At 37.9% G+C, this 21,110-nt stretch carries 19 protein-coding genes and 2 pseudogenes; 18 read left to right on the top strand and 3 right to left on the bottom strand.

Going from position 1 to position 21,110, the window contains the following annotated elements; translation table 11 throughout:
• Positions 1-17: 17 nt before the first annotated feature.
• The 6 genes and pseudogenes from hpf to hisC form a co-directional block, all read left to right on the top strand.
• A pseudogene (hpf, locus tag RFW85_RS15775) lies at positions 18-254 on the top strand (ribosome hibernation-promoting factor, HPF/YfiA family); the annotation flags it as partial.
• Between the two features lie 138 nt (positions 255-392).
• The gene (gene ibaG, locus RFW85_RS15770; RefSeq protein WP_002115399.1) at positions 393-644 is read left to right on the top strand and encodes a BolA family iron metabolism protein IbaG; all 252 of its coding nucleotides are present in this window, start codon (positions 393-395) and stop codon (positions 642-644) included.
• Positions 645-650: 6 nt separating this feature from the next.
• The gene (gene murA, locus RFW85_RS15765) at positions 651-1,907 is read left to right on the top strand and encodes a UDP-N-acetylglucosamine 1-carboxyvinyltransferase (protein ID WP_170248468.1); all 1,257 of its coding nucleotides are present in this window, start codon (positions 651-653) and stop codon (positions 1,905-1,907) included.
• Complete coding sequence (gene hisG / locus RFW85_RS15760; RefSeq protein WP_005071248.1) at positions 1,907-2,590, top strand: ATP phosphoribosyltransferase; 684 nt, start codon at positions 1,907-1,909, stop codon at positions 2,588-2,590. Before murA ends, hisG begins: the two co-directional genes overlap by 1 nt.
• A 106-nt stretch (positions 2,591-2,696) precedes the next feature.
• Positions 2,697-3,986 carry a histidinol dehydrogenase gene (gene hisD, locus RFW85_RS15755; protein WP_170248467.1) on the top strand — a complete coding sequence of 430 codons (1,290 nt, stop codon included), beginning with the start codon at positions 2,697-2,699 and terminating at the stop codon, positions 3,984-3,986.
• Between the two features lie 69 nt (positions 3,987-4,055).
• Positions 4,056-5,141 carry a histidinol-phosphate transaminase gene (gene hisC / locus RFW85_RS15750; RefSeq protein ID WP_170248466.1) on the top strand — a complete coding sequence of 362 codons (1,086 nt, stop codon included), beginning with the start codon at positions 4,056-4,058 and terminating at the stop codon, positions 5,139-5,141.
• A gap of 3 nt (positions 5,142-5,144) precedes the next feature.
• Here hisC and RFW85_RS15745 read toward each other — a convergent pair whose 3' ends face one another.
• Positions 5,145-6,497, bottom strand: a complete 1,353-nt coding sequence (locus RFW85_RS15745; protein ID WP_170248465.1) for an anthranilate synthase component I family protein — start codon at positions 6,495-6,497, stop codon at positions 5,145-5,147.
• 358 nt (positions 6,498-6,855) lie between these two features.
• Between RFW85_RS15745 and RFW85_RS15740 the strand changes: the two genes are divergently transcribed.
• The 6 genes and pseudogenes from RFW85_RS15740 to RFW85_RS15715 all read left to right on the top strand — a co-directional run bounded on the left by RFW85_RS15740 (position 6,856) and on the right by RFW85_RS15715 (position 14,888).
• On the top strand, positions 6,856-7,731 hold the full coding sequence (locus RFW85_RS15740) for a DUF6160 family protein (protein WP_216076535.1): 876 nt from the start codon (positions 6,856-6,858) through the stop codon (positions 7,729-7,731).
• A gap of 301 nt (positions 7,732-8,032) precedes the next feature.
• Entirely contained in the window at positions 8,033-8,866 is an 834-nt protein-coding gene (locus RFW85_RS15735; protein ID WP_170248487.1) for a C39 family peptidase, read from the top strand.
• Positions 8,867-8,911: 45 nt separating this feature from the next.
• A complete protein-coding gene (locus RFW85_RS15730) occupies positions 8,912-10,081 on the top strand; it encodes a transporter (protein WP_216076534.1) in 1,170 nt (389 codons plus the stop codon).
• An 18-nt stretch (positions 10,082-10,099) separates the two neighbouring features.
• Positions 10,100-11,763 (top strand): annotated as a pseudogene (locus RFW85_RS15725) (OmpP1/FadL family transporter).
• Positions 11,764-11,777: 14 nt separating this feature from the next.
• Positions 11,778-12,941, top strand: coding sequence for a putative pilus assembly protein FilE (filE, locus tag RFW85_RS15720; RefSeq protein WP_375143867.1), 1,164 nt, complete (start codon positions 11,778-11,780; stop codon positions 12,939-12,941).
• A gap of 18 nt (positions 12,942-12,959) precedes the next feature.
• Positions 12,960-14,888, top strand: coding sequence for a protein FilF (locus RFW85_RS15715; protein WP_309171669.1), 1,929 nt, complete (start codon positions 12,960-12,962; stop codon positions 14,886-14,888).
• 55 nt (positions 14,889-14,943) lie between these two features.
• Here the strand turns inward: RFW85_RS15715 and RFW85_RS15710 are convergent, their stop codons facing one another.
• A complete protein-coding gene (locus RFW85_RS15710) occupies positions 14,944-15,492 on the bottom strand; it encodes an NUDIX hydrolase (protein ID WP_002115876.1) in 549 nt (182 codons plus the stop codon).
• A 114-nt stretch (positions 15,493-15,606) separates the two neighbouring features.
• Between RFW85_RS15710 and RFW85_RS15705 the strand changes: the two genes are divergently transcribed.
• The 6 genes from RFW85_RS15705 (at position 15,607) to fghA (ending at position 20,788) form a co-directional block, all read left to right on the top strand.
• Positions 15,607-16,233, top strand: coding sequence for a CoA pyrophosphatase (locus tag RFW85_RS15705; RefSeq protein WP_014208431.1), 627 nt, complete (start codon positions 15,607-15,609; stop codon positions 16,231-16,233).
• A gap of 22 nt (positions 16,234-16,255) precedes the next feature.
• Entirely contained in the window at positions 16,256-16,783 is a 528-nt protein-coding gene (locus RFW85_RS15700; protein WP_104080176.1) for a gamma carbonic anhydrase family protein, read from the top strand.
• A gap of 134 nt (positions 16,784-16,917) precedes the next feature.
• A complete protein-coding gene (gene tsaB / locus RFW85_RS15695) occupies positions 16,918-17,583 on the top strand; it encodes a tRNA (adenosine(37)-N6)-threonylcarbamoyltransferase complex dimerization subunit type 1 TsaB (protein WP_170248461.1) in 666 nt (221 codons plus the stop codon).
• 11 nt (positions 17,584-17,594) lie between these two features.
• On the top strand, positions 17,595-18,386 hold the full coding sequence (locus RFW85_RS15690) for a class I SAM-dependent methyltransferase (protein WP_170248460.1): 792 nt from the start codon (positions 17,595-17,597) through the stop codon (positions 18,384-18,386).
• A 136-nt stretch (positions 18,387-18,522) separates the two neighbouring features.
• A complete protein-coding gene (locus RFW85_RS15685) occupies positions 18,523-19,974 on the top strand; it encodes a C13 family peptidase (RefSeq protein ID WP_309171668.1) in 1,452 nt (483 codons plus the stop codon).
• Positions 19,943-20,788 carry an S-formylglutathione hydrolase gene (gene fghA / locus RFW85_RS15680; protein ID WP_170248458.1) on the top strand — a complete coding sequence of 282 codons (846 nt, stop codon included), beginning with the start codon at positions 19,943-19,945 and terminating at the stop codon, positions 20,786-20,788. Before RFW85_RS15685 ends, fghA begins: the two co-directional genes overlap by 32 nt.
• 5 nt (positions 20,789-20,793) lie before the next feature.
• Here the strand turns inward: fghA and RFW85_RS15675 are convergent, their stop codons facing one another.
• Positions 20,794-21,066 (bottom strand): DUF2218 domain-containing protein, encoded by a 273-nt coding sequence (locus RFW85_RS15675; protein WP_000843456.1) that lies wholly within the window; start codon positions 21,064-21,066, stop codon positions 20,794-20,796.
• Between the last annotated feature and the right edge of the window lie 44 nt (positions 21,067-21,110).

Here is a 21,110-nt window from a genome sequence, read left to right as displayed (position 1 = left end):
ACGATACTGTCTAGGATCACAGTATGCAGATTAAATTAACAAAAGATCATCAAATTGATAAGCGCTCTCATAAGGGCAGTTCAAATCATGTTGCAGAGGCTATTGTAAGATTGCCGGGGATTGAGTTGTTTGCTCAGGCAACTGCTGATGATATGTATACTTCAATTAAAAAATTGACTGAAAAATTAAAAAGACAATTATTAAAATATCGAAAAATGCAATGTACTTATTCGCAAGTTACTGTTTCTATTTAATAAGTTTTTTGAAGTTAAAAGAGGCTTGAAAGATAGCCTCTTTTTTATTGATAAAATATAAACACGTACTGAATTCTTTGAAAAAGTTATAGTAAAATACTTCGTTTTACACCTTAGGTTGTGTCAGAGGTCTTTGCAATGAATAGTGAACAGCTCACTCAAATTTTAAAAGAAGCTTTCCCTGAAGCGGAAGTAGCGGTGAGCGGACAGGCCGGAAAATTTGACCTCCGTATTGTGGATGATCAATTTGACGGTAAGCGTACTGTTGCTCGCCAACAATTAGTTTATGCACCATTAAATACTTATATTGCAAGTGGCGAAGTTCACGCGGTGACAATTCGTGCAATGACCAAAGATGAATGGCGTAAAGCAAGCCTTTTCGGAGCTTAAATATTAATGGATAAATTTTTAATTACGGGTGGTGTTAAGCTCGACGGGGAAGTGCGCATTTCTGGGGCTAAAAATGCAGCTTTACCATTACTTGCTGCAACTATTCTTGCAGACTCTCCAATTACGATCACGAATGTTCCAAATCTTAAAGACGTAAATACTTTGGTCAAGTTGATTGGTGGGTTAGGGGTTACAATCAGCTATGAAAATGACACAGTAAAAGCTGATACCTCTACTTTAGATAATCAGTTTGCTCCTTATGAACTAGTAAAAACAATGCGTGCTTCAATTTTGGTTTTAGGACCCTTATTAGCACGTTACGGTAATGCAAAAGTTTCTTTACCTGGTGGTTGTGCAATTGGATCACGTCCAGTTGATCAACATTTAAAAGCTTTAGAAGCTTTAGGTGCACATATTGAAGTTGAAAATGGTTATGTTCATGCTTCAGTTGAAGGTCGTTTAAAAGGTGGTGAAGTTGTTTTTGATATGGTTACCGTTGGCGGTACTGAAAACATCTTGATGGCTGCTGCACTAGCTGATGGTGTTACGACTATTCGTAATGCAGCTCGTGAGCCTGAGATCACTGACCTTGCTCAAATGCTCATCAAAATGGGCGCCAAGATTGAAGGACTTGATACTGATACTCTTGTTGTAACAGGCGTAGAAAGTTTGCATGGCTGTGAATATGCCGTTGTAGCTGATCGTATCGAAACGGGTTCTTATTTGGCCGCTGCTGCAATTACGGGTGGTCGTGTCAAAACTACACATACCGATCCTGCATTACTTGAATCTGTTTTAGATAAGTTTGAAGAAATGGGTGCTGAAGTCACTCGTGGTGATGACTGGATTGAACTTGATATGTTAGGCAAACGCCCTAAAGCCGTAAGTTTTAGAACTTTGCCACATCCAGAGTTTCCAACAGATATGCAAGCTCAGCTTATGGCGGTAAACGCTATTGGTCGTGGATTTGCAACTATCTCTGAAACGATTTTTGAAAATCGTTTTATGCATGTTCCTGAATTGTCACGTATGGGCGCTAATATTCAGGTTGAAGGTCATGATGCTGTCGTAACTGGAGTAGAATCTTTACAGGCTGCACCTGTAATGGCAACGGATTTGCGTGCTTCGTTCTCTTTAGTTTTAGCAGCTTTAGTTGCAGAGGGAGATACCTTAATTGACCGTATCTACCATATTGACCGTGGTTATGAGCATGTCGAAGAGAAACTTCAAGGTTTAGGTGCCAAAATTAAGCGAGTAAGTTAATGAATGATGTAAGAAACGATGATCCTAATTTTGATGTGATGGGCAATTTTGATCATGGTTTGACCTTGGCACTCAGTAAAGGACGTATCTTAAAAGAGACGTTACCTTTACTAGCTACAGCGGGTATTAATTTGCTCGAAGATCCGGAAAAGTCCCGCAAACTGATTTTTCCTACTACGCATAAGCAAGTACGTATTTTGATTTTACGTGCATCTGATGTGCCTACCTATGTAGAAAATGGCGCAGCAGATTTAGGTGTAGCAGGCAAAGATGTGTTGATGGAACATGGCGCTCAGCATGTATATGAGCTACTTGACCTGAAAATCGCTAAGTGTAAATTAATGACTGCTGGTAAAGTGGGAATGGAACGTCCAAAAGGCCGTTTAAAAATTGCCACGAAATACGTCAATCTTACACGTCAGTATTATGCAAGCTTAGGTGAGCAAGTCGATGTGATCAAACTCTATGGTTCTATGGAGTTAGCGCCTTTAGTAGGTTTGGGTGATTACATTGTCGATGTGGTCGATACTGGTAATACGCTAAGAGCGAATGGTCTTGAGCCATTAGAGGAGATTTGCAAAGTCTCTTCACGTTTAATTGTAAATAAAGCTAGTTTTAAACGTAAGCAAACTCTATTAAATCCAATCATTTCACAGCTCGAGCAAGCTGTTCAATCACGTTAAAAGCAATTTCCCATCATGCTTTTGTGATAGTTGCTTCAGATGATGCCCACAAGCGCTTAGAAAAAGAGTAAACTTGTTTTTTCTTTTTCGCCTTGTGGGTAAATTGATGCGACGTTTATCGACTCAAGATCAGAACTTCAAACAGGTTTTTGCTGAGCTTTTAGCATTTGAAACCGTGAATGATCTTAATTTAGTGCAAACAGTAGATCAAATTATTGCTGATGTTCGTCAGCATGGTGATGATCATGTTTTAAAGCTTACTCAACAGTTCGATCGACATCCTGCGCATCAATTTTCAGATTTAGAGTTATCTCAACAACAGCTTAAAACTGCTTTTGATAATTTAAGCCCAGAAATTCGCGATGCTCTTCAGTTAGCAGCAACTCGTATTCGTACATTTCATGAAGCTCAGAAACAAGATAGCTGGACTTATCTAGACGATTTGGGCAATACATTAGGGCAAAAAGTCACGCCTCTAGACCGTGTGGGTATTTATGTACCAGGTGGTTTAGCATCTTATCCGTCTTCAGTTTTAATGAACGCTGTGCCAGCCCACGTTGCTGGTGTACCTGAAATTATTATGGTTGTTCCTGCGCCAAACGGTGAACTAAATCCATTGGTTCTCGCGGCGGCTTACCTTGCGGGAGTTAGTCGAGTATTCACTATTGGGGGGGCGCAAGCAGTAGCGGCTCTTGCTTATGGTACTCAGACTATTCCACCTGTAGATAAAATCACTGGTCCGGGGAATCGTTTTGTAGCAGCTGCTAAACGTGCTGTGTTTGGTCAAGTCGGCATCGATATGATTGCCGGACCTTCTGAAATTTTAGTATATGCAGAAGGTGAGAATAATGCAGATTGGTTGGCTATGGATGTTTTATCACAAGCTGAACATGACACTGTGGCTCAAGCTATTTTTATAACTCCAAATGAAGCTTTGCTTAATGCAGTCGAGTTGGCAATTGAAAAGCATTTAAATGAATTGCCAAAGGCAGATATTGCAAGAACTTCGATTGAAAACCGTGGTGCTTTGGTATTAGTCAAAGATCGTGCAGAAGCAATCGAGTTGATTAATCAGGTTGCCCCAGAGCATTTGGAACTGTGCTTAGATGATGCTGAAGCCATGAGCGAAGAGATTCGTCATGCTGGAGCAATTTTCATGGGACGTTATACACCTGAAGCAATCGGTGACTATTGTGCGGGTCCAAACCATGTATTGCCGACATCAGGAACTGCTCGTTTTTCTTCTCCGTTAGGCGTTTATGATTTCCAAAAACGTTCGAGCTTGATTATGTGTTCGAAAGATGGAGTTAAAACGTTAGCTAAAACAGCCGACATATTAGCTGTCCAAGAGAACTTAGATGCCCATGCACGCTCAGCTCGCTATCGTTATCAATAAGCTTATAAACCTTGTAGTTTTTTAATTATTACTCAGGGCTGGTTTTCAGCCCTTTTTTGAGATAAGACCATGACTTTATCTACAGCACAAATGCGCTTTTGGAGTCCAGAAGTTCGTGAGTTAGAGCCGTATGTTCCTGGTGAACAGCCTAAAATTCAGAATTTATTGAAGCTCAATACAAATGAAAATCCATATCCGCCATCCCCAAAAGTAGTTGAAGCGGTTCAAGCTGTTTTAACTCATCAAGCTGATGCATTACGTTTATATCCCGATCCAGATGCTACAACTTTAAAGCAAGCAATTGCTAAACAACAGAATATTGAAGTTTCGCAAGTTTTTGTTGGTAATGGCTCAGATGAAGTACTTGCTCATATTTTTAAAGCATTTTTTCTTCAAGACGAACCGATTCTTTATCCAGATATCACTTATAGCTTTTATCCAGTTTATAGTCAGTTCTTTGGAACAAAAACTAAAGAAATTCCGCTCAATGAAAATTTTGAGATTGAAGTTAAAGAGTACGCGCAACCAAATGGTGGGGTTATTATTACAAACCCTAATGCTCCAACAAGTATTGCACTAGGCTTAGCCGAAATTGAACAAATTTTAAAAGCTAATCCAGATCGGGTGGTTGTCATTGATGAAGCTTATGTTGATTTTGGTGCAGAATCAGCGGTGAGTTTAGTAAATCGCTATGAAAATCTGGTTGTGTGCCAAACAACTTCAAAGTCTCGCTCTCTTGCGGGTTTACGCGTTGGCTTTGCGATTGCTCAGTCTCATTTAATTGCGGCTCTTGAAGTTGTCAAAAATAGTTTTAACTCATATCCTATTGACCGTTTTGCAATTGCAGCCGCGGTAGCTTCTTTTGAAGATCAGGCTTATTTTGAGGAACAATGTCAAAAAGTTATTTCTAGTCGTGAAAAGCTAGTAGATGATTTAACTGCTTTAGGCTTTAAAGTTTTGCCATCTAAAGCGAACTTTATTTTTGTTTCTCACTCATCGCATGATGCAGGTCAACTCGCACAGCAACTACGTGAGCAGGGTATTATTGTGCGCTATTTCAATAAGCCTCGTATTAATCAATTCTTGCGAATTACTGTAGGAACTGATGAGCAAAATGAGCGTTTAATACAAACATTAAAACAAGATATTCTCTAAATTTTACTCTGCTGTGCTGTTCATCAAGTTCAGCATAGCAGAGACTTTATCAAGACTTTCTTGATATTCTGCTTCTGCATTTGATGCAATCGTAATACCACCACCTGCCCATAAAGAAAGCTGATTCTGATATTGTTGAAAACTACGGATGAGAATATTCCAGCGGCCAGTTCCATCAAAATTGAAATACCCTAATGTCCCGCAATATGCACCTCTTGCTTCTTCTTCCAACTCTTCAATAATTTGCATTGCCCGAATTTTTGGCGCACCTGTGATTGAGCCTCCGGGTAAGGCTGTAAGCAACATTTGCATAGGATTGATATCGTCTTTAAGGGTCGCAACGATCTCACTTACCATGTGATGTACTTGATTAAAACTTTCAATCTCGAATAGTTTTGTCGTTTTTACAGATCCTGTATTGGCATAAATGCTCAAATCATTACGTAATAAATCGACAATCATCACATTTTCAGCTTGGTCTTTTTGAGAGTTTTTTAAGGTTTGTTTAGAAATATAATCTTTTTCTATATTTTCATAGCGAGGCATTGTTCCTTTAATAGGTCTAGTTTTAATTTGTTTATTTTGATTAAATTCGATGAAAAGCTCGGGAGAGCAACTTAATAACTCAAAATCATCTAATTTTAAATAACCTGCATATGGGGCATTTGTAAGTTTCCATAGATCTTTAGCTTTATTTAATAAGGATCCTGAAAATTTAGCTTTAAACTCTTGAGTTAAATTAATTTGATAGCAGTCTCCAGCTTTAATATATTCTTGTATTTTATAGAAAGCATCGAGGTATTGTTTTTTAGACCATCGGGGTTGAATGGTGGTTTTTAATTCAAATATATTTTTAGAGTTATTAGAAATAAAATTTTGTATTTTATTTTCAATATATGAGAATAGGTCAAGAGCATCTACTTCATCACTAAAAAAATACCAGTCATTATCTATATATTTTAAAAAAGAACGATATTGGCCTATGAATAAAGAAGGTTGTATATGATTTTTACCATTAATAAATTGATGCGCACTGAAATCATAACTGATAAAGCCAATATACCCCCCCATAAAACTTGTTATAGTCTGAATATCATTTTTTGAATTAACTTCTTTAAACTGAATAAAATTTATTAATTGGTTTGGTTTTGAGGCATTTTTATATTCATTAAAATTTTGGCGCTCAAATTCTAAATAATTTTCATCTTGAATTAGAATATATTGTTGAGGAAGAAATCCAATAATTGGATTATTATTATCATTTAAATAAATAAGCCCAGTTAACCCATCTAATTTTTTTAAAACATCGGCAGTATTTTTACCATGTAAAGAGATTTTTTTCTTTAACTGAGACATTTTTAAATAAGAGAGCGCGGTTAAGAAGAGAGGAATTAGTTTACTACAAGTTGTAGTTCATCAGGAGAAAGTCTTTTAACTGATAATCTTTTTTGCTGATAAAATGAACGAAAATTTAGCCTAGGGTTTATGGTTTTTAGCAGAGTTTATTAAGAAAAAATTGAGCGTACCGTTTGTCGGGTAGTTGGCAAAAAATGCACAACAGTAGTTGAACAAAAATTAACGTAGATGTAATTTAGTAATTGCTAAGCAAAACTACTCAAGGATTGGAAGTTTCGGTTGCCATATAAAGAAAAATGCAACTTGAGACAATGAGAGTGGTTAAGTCAAAAAATAAATGCTCTTGGGAGAGTGCTCAATGAAAATGTTTACTAAACTTGCTTTAGTTTCTTCTTTAGCTATCAGCGCAAATGCAATGGCAATGCAGTCAATGGACGATGCTGCGCTTAGTGCTGCTACAGGTCAAGATGGTATTAATATCGGTATCGCTTTAGGTACTGGCGGTATTTCTATCGACAAATTATATATTCACGATAACGATGGTTTAGATCCTGCTACAGCTATTACTGGTGCTGCAGCAACTGCCGGTGCAATTACAATTACGGGTACAGATGCAACTAATGGTAAAGCGATAACTGTTACGCAGGTTGATCAAACTGCTAATTTGTTAGACCTTAAAATTGATAGCGTTGGTGCTTCAGGTACAAATGGCGCATTTTTAAACGTTGCTGCAAACGTAGGTGCAGTTAATGTAAAAGTTGGTTCTATTGGTGTGGGTTCTTCAGGCACTTTGAATGAAACTACTGCCGTACGTGGTATTACAGAAACTGCACCAACTGAAATTCTTTCTGGTTTAGATTTATCTTTAGGTGCAATTTCAGCTAATGTTCAATTGGGTGCTACACCACAAGGTGCAATGATTAAAGTGAATTCAAGCTTACAGGGTGGTTTAACTTTATCTAACCTAGGTATTAATGATGCTGCTGGCGGTGGTAAAATTGTCCTAGATAAAGTTATGGTCCGTGGTGCTGGTAATACAACTGGTAACTTAGATGTGAATGCCGACATTTCTGTTGTACCGACTGGGTTGAAGATTCAAAATAATAGTACTCAAGGTATGAACGTATACGCACAGGGTATTCGTTTGGGTTCAAACACTGCTGCTTCAATTGGTGATGTTGAAATCCAAGGTATTAATGTTGGTACTTCTACAATTACAATTTCTGGTCACTAATTTAAAAGTTTTAATAAAAAAGCGCGTTTAATACGCGCTTTTTTATTTATGAACTCATCTAATTTTATTATATAAAAATATATTTTAATTGATAAAAACAAGCTATTAAATTAAAAATCAACTTAAATTAAGCATAAAAGTCTCTCTATTTTTATAAAACTAAACGTTCATCAAAAAAAATTAAAAAAAGGCTGTTTTTTACAGAAAAAAAAGGTATCTTCAACACACAGGGATGTAGAGCTATTGCTCTAAGAATAAAATGAATAAGGCCGGTTTAGGCCACCATTTAGAACAAGTGCTTATGTTAGAGATTGCTTTGGGCTCAGCATTGATTTACTACTTTGCGACAGAAGCCTTCGAAATAGAAAAAAAGCCACCGGGAACTGTTTATTATACAGAGACGGCCGATTCACGTAATTTGTCATTTCGCCGAACTCATATTGAACCAGTTACGATTAGACCTGCGATAGAAGATCAATTTCGCGGTATTGTTCGACAAGCATATGACTATAGCTGTGGTTCAGCTGCACTTACAACTTTATTGAATGGTTATGTGGGTACAAGCTTAACTGAGCAACAAACAATGAGTGGTTTACTTCAGTATGGTGAATATCAGCGGATTATTGAACGCCGTAGCTTTTCACTACTTGATATGAAGCGTTTTGTAACTGCTATTGGTTTAGATAGTGGCGGCTATCGTGGTGAGTTTTCTGATTTAGTTAAACTAGGTCAACCCGCAATTGTTCCTATTTCATATGCTGGTTTTAAACATTTTGTCGTATATAAAGCTTATAAAGATGGACGAGTATATGTAGCCGATCCTGCTTTAGGCAATATCAGCTTTGATGAAAATCGTTTTAAAGAAGTTTGGGATAATAATACTTTATTTGTTATTTCTGTCCCTGAATCGCAACGTAAAGACTTATTGACATTAAAAGATACTGATATGCGTCATGTGGAAGATGCAACTGTTAACCGTTATGCCTTTGTGGATGTGCAATATCCAACATTTAATTATGATCGTTTAGCAAATAAAGCCTCAACAATGCGAAGAGTTCTGGATAATGATAGTCACTCTTCCAATCATAATCAGCCGATAGAAACTTATATGCGTCTTTACTACAAGCGTAAGTAATGAAAATTTGATTTAGTAAAATAAATAAATTGGGTGGGAAGAAATATGAATAATCGATGGATGAAGATGAGTGTATTGGCATTAAGCATGAGTGCTATTACAGGTACACTTTATGCGGATGATCAAGTTGTACAAGCAGGCGTACAAAATAGTACAGCTGTTTCCGAAACGACTACAGTATCAGACATAACGCCAACATCAAATTCAGTGCAAGAAGGCGCAGTAGATCCGACTAATGGTTCTACAACCACTGAATCTGAACCTACATCAGCTAATCCAGAAGCAAATCAAGCCGCGACTGCTTTACAGAAAAAAGAAGGAGATGCGAGCCAAGAGACAAATTTACAAGAAGTTTTTACCTCGAATGAACGACAATATTCATTAATAAAAAAAGGCGAAATTTCTACATATTATGATCTCGATTACACCTATTACCGCGATAGTATTTTAGATTTAGCATTAGGAGATGATAATTCTAGTATTAGTCGATTGAGTATTAGGGAAGATGCTCAGCATACATTGACCAACAGTTTTACAGCTCAATATGGTGTTTTAGATAATTTAACACTTTCAGCAACTGTACCTCTCGTTGCTAAATCTGATATTGCTAGCGATTCAGATACTGCAGGGTTGGGGGATATTTCTTTAGGGGCGCGTTGGGAACCTTTCCCATTGAAACAAGGACGCTTACCTTTAGTTTTGTTTGGTAGCGTTTCTACTAAAACTGGGGATAGTCCATATGAAGTTGCTCAAAATGAACTTTCAACTGGTAAAGGTTATTACTCTGTAGGTTTAGGAGCAAGTACTCGTAAATATATCGACCCGGTGGTTTTGTTTGCTTCAGCATCTGCCAATTATGGTTTTAAAGAGACTGGTTTAAATCAGGTACGTGGTAATCGTATTTTAGAATCTTTTGATCCTGGAATCAGTGGTGGCTTCTCTTTCGGTTTTGCCTATTCATTTAACTATGATGTGTCGTTAACCATGTCTTACCAACAAAGCTTTAACTTAAATTCAGAGTTTCAGTTTGCAAATGGTGAATCATATCAGTCGCCAGATCAGAGTAGTGCTGTGATGGCTTTTGCTTTGGGGGTACGTGTTTCACCTGATACGATTGTTAACGGTACAGTTGGCTTTGGTTTAACAGAGGATGCACCAGACGTTTCACTTGGTTTGTCATTCCCGCTAGATATCTTAGGTTTGCGCAAAAAATAAAAATAAGGAGATAGGCAGGTGAAATATCCTAAATTATGTCCTTTAACAGTGGCAATTGTGATCTCTGGTTTTTCTAGCTTTGCCAATGCTCAATTAGGACAAAACCTAGCTGTAGATATTCGTTCATTATCGATGGGGAATGCTGTAACAGCAGATCCACCAGGTATTAGTGCTGTTCATTTTAACCCTGCAGCGTTAGCCAAGATTGATGGGCTACAAACTGATGTACAGGGTATTCTTGCTAATTTTGATATCCAACGCGAGTTTTCAGCCCCCCCTGGATATAATATTTTTGGTTATTCGGATGATCCTCTTGTCTGTAATGATGGACCAGAAGTTACTGCTAATATTTGTACAGATTTTAAAGGGCCAGTGCGTGGCGACGTTGAATACGCTAGCCTGTATGTCCCTATCCTTAAAAAAATGGTCGATTTAGGTGAAGGTTATCCACTATTGCTCCTACTGCAGGAATTGCCTACAAACCACCTGGCTCAAAAGTAACTTATGCAACAGCGATATATGCACCATTGGTTGCTGGTTTTGGTGCAGAAAATGGAAATGCTGGTAACTATATGGGGCAGCAAGTTGCAGTAGAGCGAATCACATATTTATCCCCATCTTTTGGTTTTCAAGTAAATGATCACTTATCAATTGGTGCCTCAATTGGTATGTCTTATAACGCACTAGCATTGAAAACTGATCTTCGCTTTCCAAATGAGATGATTGGTGTCTTGCGTATGGTTGATGAAGTGGTTTGCGCACCATTTAAGAATAATAATGACATGATTACCGACTTATTATTATTTGGTATGTGTAATGCTCAGGAAGGAATGAACCCATTTAATAAAATGGGAGCTTTACAAGTTTCATTGGAGCAGTCTTTAAGTCCAAGCTATAACTTGGGCTTATTGTGGGAACCAACAGATGATTTTGGCTTTGGTATGGTTTATCAAAGTTCAGCCAAGATGCGTATGAAAGGCAAATACTTAATTGATAATGCTAAAGCACCTCAAGAATTGATTAAGGGATTGAATTCATCTGCTACTGGTCAAATTCTAGCTAGAATTTTAGGTCTGCCTGGTTATGTACCTGATATTGAATCAGGTTTAGTTGCAATGGATTTAGAGTACCCTGCACATTTTCAGGCAGGTATTAAGTACAAGATATTGCCAGACCTACAAGTGAACTTTGATGTTGGATGGACAGATTATTCGGCATGGGATAAATTTAAATTTGAGTTTGATCGTCAGATCTCATTACTTAAAGTAGCAAAACTATTATCTAATGATGTGACCGATAGCTCTTTAGCATTACCCTTAAAGTTTACCTCACCGTGGAGTTGGGGAATTGGTTTAGAGTATTCAGCAACAGATCGTCTAAAATTGCGAGCTGGTTATGAGCCGCGCGCCAGTGCTATTCCTAATGACAAACGAAATACTATGGTTCCAATTAACAATGCACAGTTGTTTGGTTTAGGATTAGGATATCGTTTTGATGCAGATACGGATTTAGACCTTTCAGTTGGTTTCTTACGCAGCCGAGACAACATACCAGCCTGTACAAGTACTTTATCGAATAAATGCGGTGTCGATAATATCTTATTAAATCCTTATGCGGGTTTAGATGTAAAAACAAATACTAAAATTACAGTGCTTGGTTTGAGTTATAGAACAAAATGGTAAGACAATATAAATGGATGTTTCGCCCTAAACTTGCTATCTCAATTTTATCTGTTGCGATGGCAAGTGTTTCTGCATCTTATGCAGACGGTTTTTATACGATTATAGGCCCCGATGGGCGTCCTATGATTGTTCCGAGTAAAAAAGTTGATCAAAAAAGACAGATACCTCCTAGAATGGAAACACAATCCCAAAATCCATCTAATCAAACTATAATTGATCCAGCTCAAAAAGTTTCTAAAGAAAAAACTATAGATTCATCAAAAAAAATCGTGCAACCCACACAAAAGAAATTAAATACTGCACCGACTGCACCGCAAAAAGCCCAAAATACTCAGCCTACTTCAGTAAATAGTCATGAATCAAAAACACCTAATGAAAATGTAAAACTTCAAACGGCGTCTAATAATGAATGGCAGAAACAATTACTTTTAATTCCACCTCCGATCAAAAGTACTTCACAGGCTTCCCCTGAGCCAACTTCTTCAAAAGATAAGTCTAAATTTACTACTATTGATGGCATAGAATATGTAAATAGTGAATATCTAGAAGACCAAGAGTTTAATTTAGAAGGAAAAAAGCGTTTTTATATCGTGCCAGATGGATTAGGCAGAACTGAGCCAATAGAACGGAAAAAAGGTCTAAGTCGATCAACATTGGATCAGCTTTTTAATCGTCATACTCAAGATACAGAGTCGGCAGTAGTATTAGCGCCGACGTATATACGTTTATCTTCTCAAGATTTAGAAGCAACTTTTGAACAGGATAAATGTTTTATTAGAAATTATAATAAATCAATTAAAAAGCTCAGTATAAATAAAGAAGTAAATTTGTGGCCAAGAAAACCTCTTAAAGAAAAGTTTGAGTATGAGTTGATAAAGCTTGATCCTTCAATTCAACATTTAAAACTTATGTCATTCGCTGCTAGTAATGAAAGACCTTTATATTATTGGCCTTTGGTTATTTTTTTAGATGATAAAGGGTGTATCTTAGAGGGAGTGAGCGGATTTAAGAGTAAATCGTATCCTTCTACTCTGTTACAACACGCATCAATTCAAGGTGTTTTAAAATTACCCCCTTCTGCGCACTACATGATGTTAACGCCATTATCCTCTGCTGTAGATGTTGCAGAAAATGAGTTAACGAATCAGGGACAAATTCAAATTTCGGTATTACGTTAAAAATAAGTAGGATATCTAATGAATAAAAAAGTTTTATGGCCATTTGCACTTACCACACTGGCTCTGATGCTAAACGGATGTGGTGGTGGTAGTTCCACAATAAATGAGAATCCTACAAATGGATCAGGAGGAGCTACTGCTAACGGAAGTTGTTCCGTAACAAACAGTGATTGTCTACAATTTTCTTTAGACTACCCAATAGCGGGTATTAATTTTACCTGTAGTAGTGCAGCGAATCTAAGCTTTGTTACTAAGGCTTCTGGAAATAGTGTTATTGGATCTTGTAAAGCCGGCGATACTGCTAGTTTTTATTTGCAAGATGCTAAAGCTACAAAAAAAATTGAACTAGGTTCTGTTAAGTTAGACACTGTTTCAAAAATTCAGATGACTGTTCCGCCACGTTTGAAAGTCATGGATATGGCGATTGGATTAACTGGGCAAACACCAACATCACTTAACCAGAATGATCCTACAGTGCGGGTTGCAATGGCATTGGTAAAACTCTTTCAAAGCGTTGGCTTAGAGAGGGGAGATCATGTTGCTGGTGATTTGCAGCCAACCCAATTTACCGATGAGAAGAAAAATACTTTAAATATTTTAGTTCAAAATATTACAGCTACAGAATGGAAAAATGGTGCTTATGCCAATATTTTGAAACCATGGTTAGATGTAAGTCCAGTATCAGATACGCAAGCTTTTGAATTGGTAACCCAGTTGGCACACTTAAGTTTAGTAGGGTTATATCAATCAGATTATATTACTTTGGCTGAGCCTAATTTAATATCTGAAAATTTTTATGGATGTAATTTAACTAATTTAGCAGATTGTCCAAAAAATAGCGCTAATACCCAACATATGTTTGGTAATTTATTCTTACTATCTGATCGTCGGGGATATACATTTGGTTATGGCTTACAATGGAAAGGAACGAGTACAATTACAAGCCAGTTAGCAATTAGTGCAGTATTAAATGTCTTGACGAAATCTAAGCCAACTCAAATGGTTGCAGACTCGCAAACTACTTGGCTTGATCCAATACAGACAGAAATTAAATCAACACAACCATTCCGTTTAAAAACTTCTAGCAATACAAATGAAGATTTAGTGATTTATCAAGGCAAATTATTAAATGATTCACTTATTGCAGGACGTGATAGTTCATATTTCGGGTTAACGAATACTAAAACTCCTAATCCTCAGCAGTATGCTTTATGGAAACAGAGTGTTGATAACCAAAATTATAATGGTTCTATGGATATTTATAAGGTAAGCCCTGCGAGCTATTTGTCTAATCAGATCTTTAAAACAGCTAATAATGTCAAATCTGGTCAAACTTATATTTTTCCATTATATGCAACTCTAAACTTTAAATTTGATACAGCAGGGATTGCACCTATTGATTTGGGTATTGTAGTTGATGAAAATGGAGACATTAGAACAGATATTAAACCTAATGCTACTGCGACAGACATGTCTGGTCAGTGTGGAGTGGTTTCAAATACCAGTTTAATTGATAACAATGGGGTTCAGCAGTACAGAATTGGCACAACTGGAGGAACAGAGTCGGCCACCAATGATAAGTCAATTACAGTAAGAATGATTTTTGGAGTGCCTCAATTAGGGAATTTAAATGGTATTGTAGTCGGCCTAAATTCAAATGTTGTTCAAAGTACTTCTCAAACTGGTAGCCAAACTTTACTTGTAAGTGGTGCAAAAATTAACGTTGCGAACTTATTACAAGGGCAGACCAGTGGTGCGAATCTTACTACCTACGATAACAAGACAGTTTCATGGTTAAATCCGTATGCTTTTTATCAACAGGTTTATAATAATATTAAAGATATTTCCCCTGCTCCGACTGAGACTGAAAAAGCTTTAGGTCAGCGTATGGCTGGAACTGTGACACTTAGAACAGCTGATTGTTATCAGATTAAGACTAAATCTTAAAAATAAGAGACAAATAAAAAGACCGCTTAGCGGTCTTTTTTATTTGTTTAATTAATTAACCAGTATGGTCTAAGCGAGTGCCTAAAGTTTCAAGATGTGTTGGGAACACTTGTTTTTTACGGTCTTCAAAATAATGTCTTAAAGTGTGTTCAACACTAGGAAAGGCGAGTTCTCCCCATGGAATTTCATGCTCTTCAAATAGACGACTCTCGATGCTTTCTTCACCTGCACCAAAAATGCCATCTTTCAGCTGTGCTTTGAAAAGAACATAAATTTGACCAATACGCGGAATATTGTACATGCAATAAAGTTGTTCTATTTCTATCTCGGCTTCTGCTTCTTCACGAGTTTCACGTGCTGCACCTTGTTCCATGGTTTCAAATAATTCCATATAACCAGCAGGTAATGTCCATAAGCCATAACGAGGTTCAATCGCACGACGACAGAGTAATACTTTGTCTTCCCATAACGCTAAGGCACCGCATATTACTTTGGGATTTTCATAATGAATATTTCCACAATGAGTACAAACACGGCGTACTTTATGATCACCTAAAGGAATTTTTTGTTCGGTTTTATGCCCACACGCTACACAGAAACTCATAATTATCATCGAGTATAGAGATGCCTCAGCATAACTGAATTTTTAGACTTACGCATCAACTCTATTCCCTAACTTTGATTTTCAGATATGATGCAAAGAGAGACAGAATAATAGGTGAATGGTATGGAAGAGCACTTGCTAACACAAAAGTTACAGCAAAGATTGCGCTTTTCCACCCGCATACAAGAAGCACAAGCAGCAGTACTCATTGCAATTACGAATGAAAATGATCCAAAGGTACTGCTTACACGCCGTTCAATACATATGAACAACCATGCGGGGGAAGTTTCTTTTCCTGGTGGAAAGCGTGACCCCAGTGATACGAGTAATATTGTTGTAGCGCTAAGAGAAGCTCAAGAAGAGACGGCTTTAAATCCGTTTGATGTACAGTTGTTAGGTGATTTGCCGATGCAGCGTGCAAGAAGTGGTTTGTCTGTAAAACCGATCGTTGGACTTATTCCTCCTGAGGTGACTTTAATACCTCAGCCTACTGAAATTGATCGAATTTTCTTTGTCCCGTTACAGCAACTTATTGAAACGCGTCCGACACCTTATGAAGTACGGTATGCTCATCAGTCTTTATATTTCCCAAGCTTACAGATTGATAATGAAATTATCTGGGGGTTAACTGCTCGTATGTTGGTTGCTCTGTTTAAATATGGATTGGGTTATCAAAAAGATTGGCCATTTTTACTTAATTCCCCAACCTTTGGAATGCCAAAGTTTTCTCATAAAAAATAAAGATCAGGATTGATAAATTATGATGTATAGCTATCAAGGACAGCACCCAAAAGCATTACATGAGCCATGGGATGGCTGGGTTGCTCCAACCGCAACGCTTATTGGACAAGTAGAGTTAGGTCGTCAGGTCAGTATTTGGTTTGGTGCAGTAGTTCGTGCCGATAACTGCGTAGTTCGAATTGGTGATTTTTCTAATATTCAAGAAAATTCTGTCTTGCATACCGATGCTGGACTTGAGCTAAATATTGGTGAATATGTCACAGTCGGTCATAAAGTCATGCTGCATGGTTGTACGATTGGTGATAATAGTTTGATTGGTATGAACGCCGTAATTTTAAATCGGGCTGTGATTGGAAAAAATTGTATTATTGGCGCTAATGCTCTAATTCCTGAAGGGAAAGTAATTCCAGATAACTCAGTGGTGATGGGCTCACCTGGTAAAATTGTCAAAACATTAGATGAAGATGGCGCGGCCAAAATACGATTGAGTGCACTGCATTATGCTGAACACTTTAAGAACTATGCAGATTTGAAAGAGTTCAATTTTTAAAAATTTTAATAAGTTATTTTCTATGCCGAGCACAAGCTTGGCATTTTTATTTAGAGAGAGAACAACTCGCCTATCAGAGCCGAGTGGGGTATCATAACCTTCGTTTTTAATCTGATTTAATACTAAGGTTGTGCATGAAATTGCTGGCGTTGGAAACTGCAAATGAGCAGTGTTCTATTTCATTAGTCGATGAAACCCAAGAACTGTTTTTTCAACTCGATACGCGGACGAAAGCACAAACCCAGACCATTTTGCCTATGATTGAGCAAGGGCTACAACAAACAGGTCTTGAGGTTGCAGGTCTGGATGCGATTGCCTTTAGCCGTGGGCCAGGTTCTTTTAGTGGTGTTCGAATTAATGCTGCTGTTGCTCAGGCTTTAGCTTGGTCACAAGATTTACCAGTAATTCCCGTTTCTACATTGCAAGCTTTAGCACAAGCGGCATACCGACTTGAAGGTTTGGAACAGGTGACTGCGGTGCTCGATGCGCGTATGAATGAAGTTTACATTGCAAGTTTTATTCTAGATGAACAAGGAATTATGCAGTGTATTGATGAAGAAAAATTAATGAGCTATGAGCCAGCAGCAGCTTATGCAAAACATTGCTTAATTGGTTCGGGCGCAAAGTTACTTCAAGCTGATGCAGAGCATCAAACAATCACTGCAACTGCACAGGATATTGCTTCTATTGCACGTGTTTATGCTGCACAAAAGCAATGGGTGGATGCCGAACATGCTTTGCCAGTTTATTTACGTGATGATGCGTGGAAAAAGATAGCGGATCAGGGTAAAGCAAAATAAAGGCAGTACTCATGCATATATATTTTGAAGTAGTTTTTCAAGAACAGGCACAGCACTATCAAGCTGTGCTTTGTTCTAGAGGTGTGACTGTCGATTTACAGCCAATTGAAAAGCTGAATGCGCGGTTTTTACGCTTCAACCCTGAAATTGCCCTTTGTGTAGATGAAAACGGACTTTGGTTATCTGCTAATGGCATGAAAATGCAACCCGATTGGAAAGCTGAAATTCCACGTTTAAAACGTGCAAGTCTTAAATCGGAAATGATTGCCCGTGCTTGTCAGTTAGGTGAAAAGCCGGTACTGGTTGATGCTACAGCGGGTTTAGGCCATGACAGCTTACTTATGGCTTATCTAGGTGCCCAAATCCAGCTCGTTGAGCGCCATCCGATTTTATTTACTTTACTTGAAGATTCAAAAGCTCAGGCGGAACGTGATCCATTTTTAAGTCAATTTATGGATCGTATTCAACTGATCTTTGCTGACTCTGCAAGCTATTTACAGCAATTACATCAAGAAGCAAAAACGGTTGATGTAGTCTATCTTGACCCGATGTTCCCACAGCGCGACCAGAATCAACAAGCAATTAAAAAACAAGCTCAAGTCAAAAAGCAGATGCAGCTTTTACATCTCCTTTTACCCGAAGATGGTGAGATGGATTTGGGGGATAATTTGCTAGTTTTGGCACAGAAAGTTGCTAAGCGTGTCGTGGTTAAGCGGCCACGCCATGCTATTTTCTTGGCAAATCAAGAGCCAGCTCATCAATGGCAAGGGGATGCTTGTCGTTTTGATGCGTATTTTCAGTAGGCTTATGTAAGGTTAGGTTTTATTGCTTGAATAATGCACAAATATATGTGATATAGTTCAAAAGCATGATTGCTAAAATTCTTAGCAGGCATACACTTAAGATGCCTGTCAAAAACGAAATTTTTGAAAACCTTTTATGATTGATCTTAAACCCTCCATTAACTTTTGGCATGATTTTAAAAGCAACCAAATTGCCGGAATGTGGCTGTTTTTGGGGTCAAGACGTTCTTTACAGATTGTGCATCCATCTATTCTTCAGCTTATTATCTGGGGAATTTTAGGAGGATGTACTAACTCTCTTTATAGTTGGCTTGTCGCTGGTCAAATCGGTGATTTTAATTCACAAGGTTTAATTGGTTATGCACTTTGGCCATTCATTGCCTTAATTGTTGGTATTTTCTTATCACAGCGAACTAACCAACCTCGTTTAATGCTAGTTCCTGCTTTACTTTGGCTAGTTCTAGATACAAATATCTTATTAATTCAATGTTTAATTCAGTATTTGGGGTCTAATGGTTATCTCAACTTTATTCCCGATGCTATTTATAACGGAATTTTACCGAGCTTATTTGTAGCTTTATTCGTGTGGCAAAGTTTAGCGGTAATTTGGGTTTTCTCACGTGAGCTTAAATGGCCATGGTGGGAACGTGCATTGGTTATGGTTGCGACTATTGCAACGATGGTGGTTTGGCAACTTTCTGTAAAAGATCAACCGATTTGGAAAGTAGAAGATTCGGCTCCTACATTTGCTGAAGATGCTTTTTATGCGCAAAGTAAGTTGTTGAACGATTCTTTAGAGCAAGTTCAATATGGTGAGCTCGCCAAAAGCCATTGGTACTTTTTAGGTGTTGCTGGCGATAGTTATCAAGATGTTTTTAAATCGGAAGTGGTCCGTATTAAAGAGCAGTTTGATACACGTTTCGGAACGATTGGTCGTTCGATGATGCTGGTCAATAATCCAGATACGCGAACAGAAATTCCGATTGCGTCTAAAACCAGTATTGAACTGGCACTACGCCGTATGGGCCAGCAAATGAACCGTGATAGCGATGTCCTATTTCTATATATGACTTCACACGGTGAACAAAATCACTTCGAAATTGAAAATGCGCCATTAGATTTAGGGCAAGTAGACCCGAAATGGTTACGTGAAACACTGGATAAATCTGGCATTCGCTGGCGTGTGATTGTCATTTCTGCCTGTTATTCAGGAAGCTTTATTCCTGCTTTACAGTCTCCTGATACTTTAATTATTACTGCATCGGCTGCTGATAAAACTTCTTTTGGGTGTAATAACGAAGCTGACTATACCTATTTTGGACGAGCTTTCTTTGATTTAGCTATGCGAGAGCAATCGTCAATGAAAGATTCGTTTAACACCGCTAAGCAAACGGTAACCAAATGGGAAGTGGCTCAAGGTGTTGAACCTTCAGAACCTCAGTGGATGATCGGTAAAAATATGGAACTTATGCTACCTCAATTGGAAAAGTATCTATTTCCTCAGCAAAATACGGGTAGTGTAGATATTGCTCAAACAAAAACAGAGGCCAAAAACGATGCAACTCCTGCAAAAAAACCGCTGCTTTGAGGGCGAGCAGCGTATATACCAATTTGAATCTTCTTATTTAAAAGGAGCAGCGAAGTTTGGTGTTTATTTACCACCGGCAGCTTTAGAAGGTAAAGCTTGCTCAACTTTGTTTTACTTAGCGGGTTTAACGTGCACTGAAGAAACTTTTGCCATAAAAGCACATGCTCAGCATCTGGCAGCACAACTTAGTCTTATTTTGATTACACCTGATACTTCTCCACGTGGCGAACAGGTTGCGGCAGGGGATCATTGGGATATAGGTCAAGGCGCAGGCTTTTATATTAATGCCACAGAAGCACCTTGGTCTGAGCATTATCAAATGGAAAGTTATTTAATAGATGAGCTATATCCACTCATTTTAAAAAGCTTTCCTGTAAATGCTCAACAAGTTGGTATCTTTGGGCATTCAATGGGTGGCCACGGCGCATTAACTTTAGCGTTTAAATATCCTGAAAAGTTTAAGTCGGTATCTGCTTTTGCCCCGATCTGTGCACCAACCGAATGTGCATGGGGTGACAAAGCCTTTAGTCATTATTTGGGTGCAGACCGCGAAAGCTGGTTGGCTCATGATGCCACCGCTTTGGTTTTAAAAAATGGTGCAGTATTTAGCGAAATTTTGGTGGATCAGGGTTTGGATGACCAATTTTATGAACAACTTCACCCTGAAAAATTTAAACAAGCATGTTTAAAGGCAGGACAGCCTTTAACTTTAAGACAACATGCTGGCTATGATCATGGCTATTATTTTATCCAGACCTTTATGGATGAGCATTTGCAGTTTCATGCAATCCAGTTAGAAAAAGTATCTGGCTAATTAGTTTAGTGTTGCCATTCAACTTGAAATTCTTGTTGAGCCATACGGTTTAGATGATCAAGAACAACTTTTTCTAAGTGGTTGTGGTCATCTAACTGACTATCAATAGCAACGTTTAACTGCTCTGTTTCTGGTGCAAGCGTAATTGTTGCGGTAGGCATTAAGATTTTAAAATCTTGTTCGGTTTCTTGTACTTCAAATTTGTGTTTCCAATGATTAACTAGACGTTTTGCAATGCGTTTTCCATCGTTTGTTAATAGATGAGTTGTGCTTTTCATTATCAATCCTCACATTGGTTTAATGTACCTTAACAAATTCATTT

This window comes from Acinetobacter sp. 12966 (assembly GCF_031196995.1).
GTDB classification, from domain to species: domain Bacteria; phylum Pseudomonadota; class Gammaproteobacteria; order Pseudomonadales; family Moraxellaceae; genus Acinetobacter; species Acinetobacter geminorum.
The sequence above is the reverse complement of the archived record's forward strand: the minus strand, read 5'-3'. Positions and strand labels throughout refer to the sequence as shown.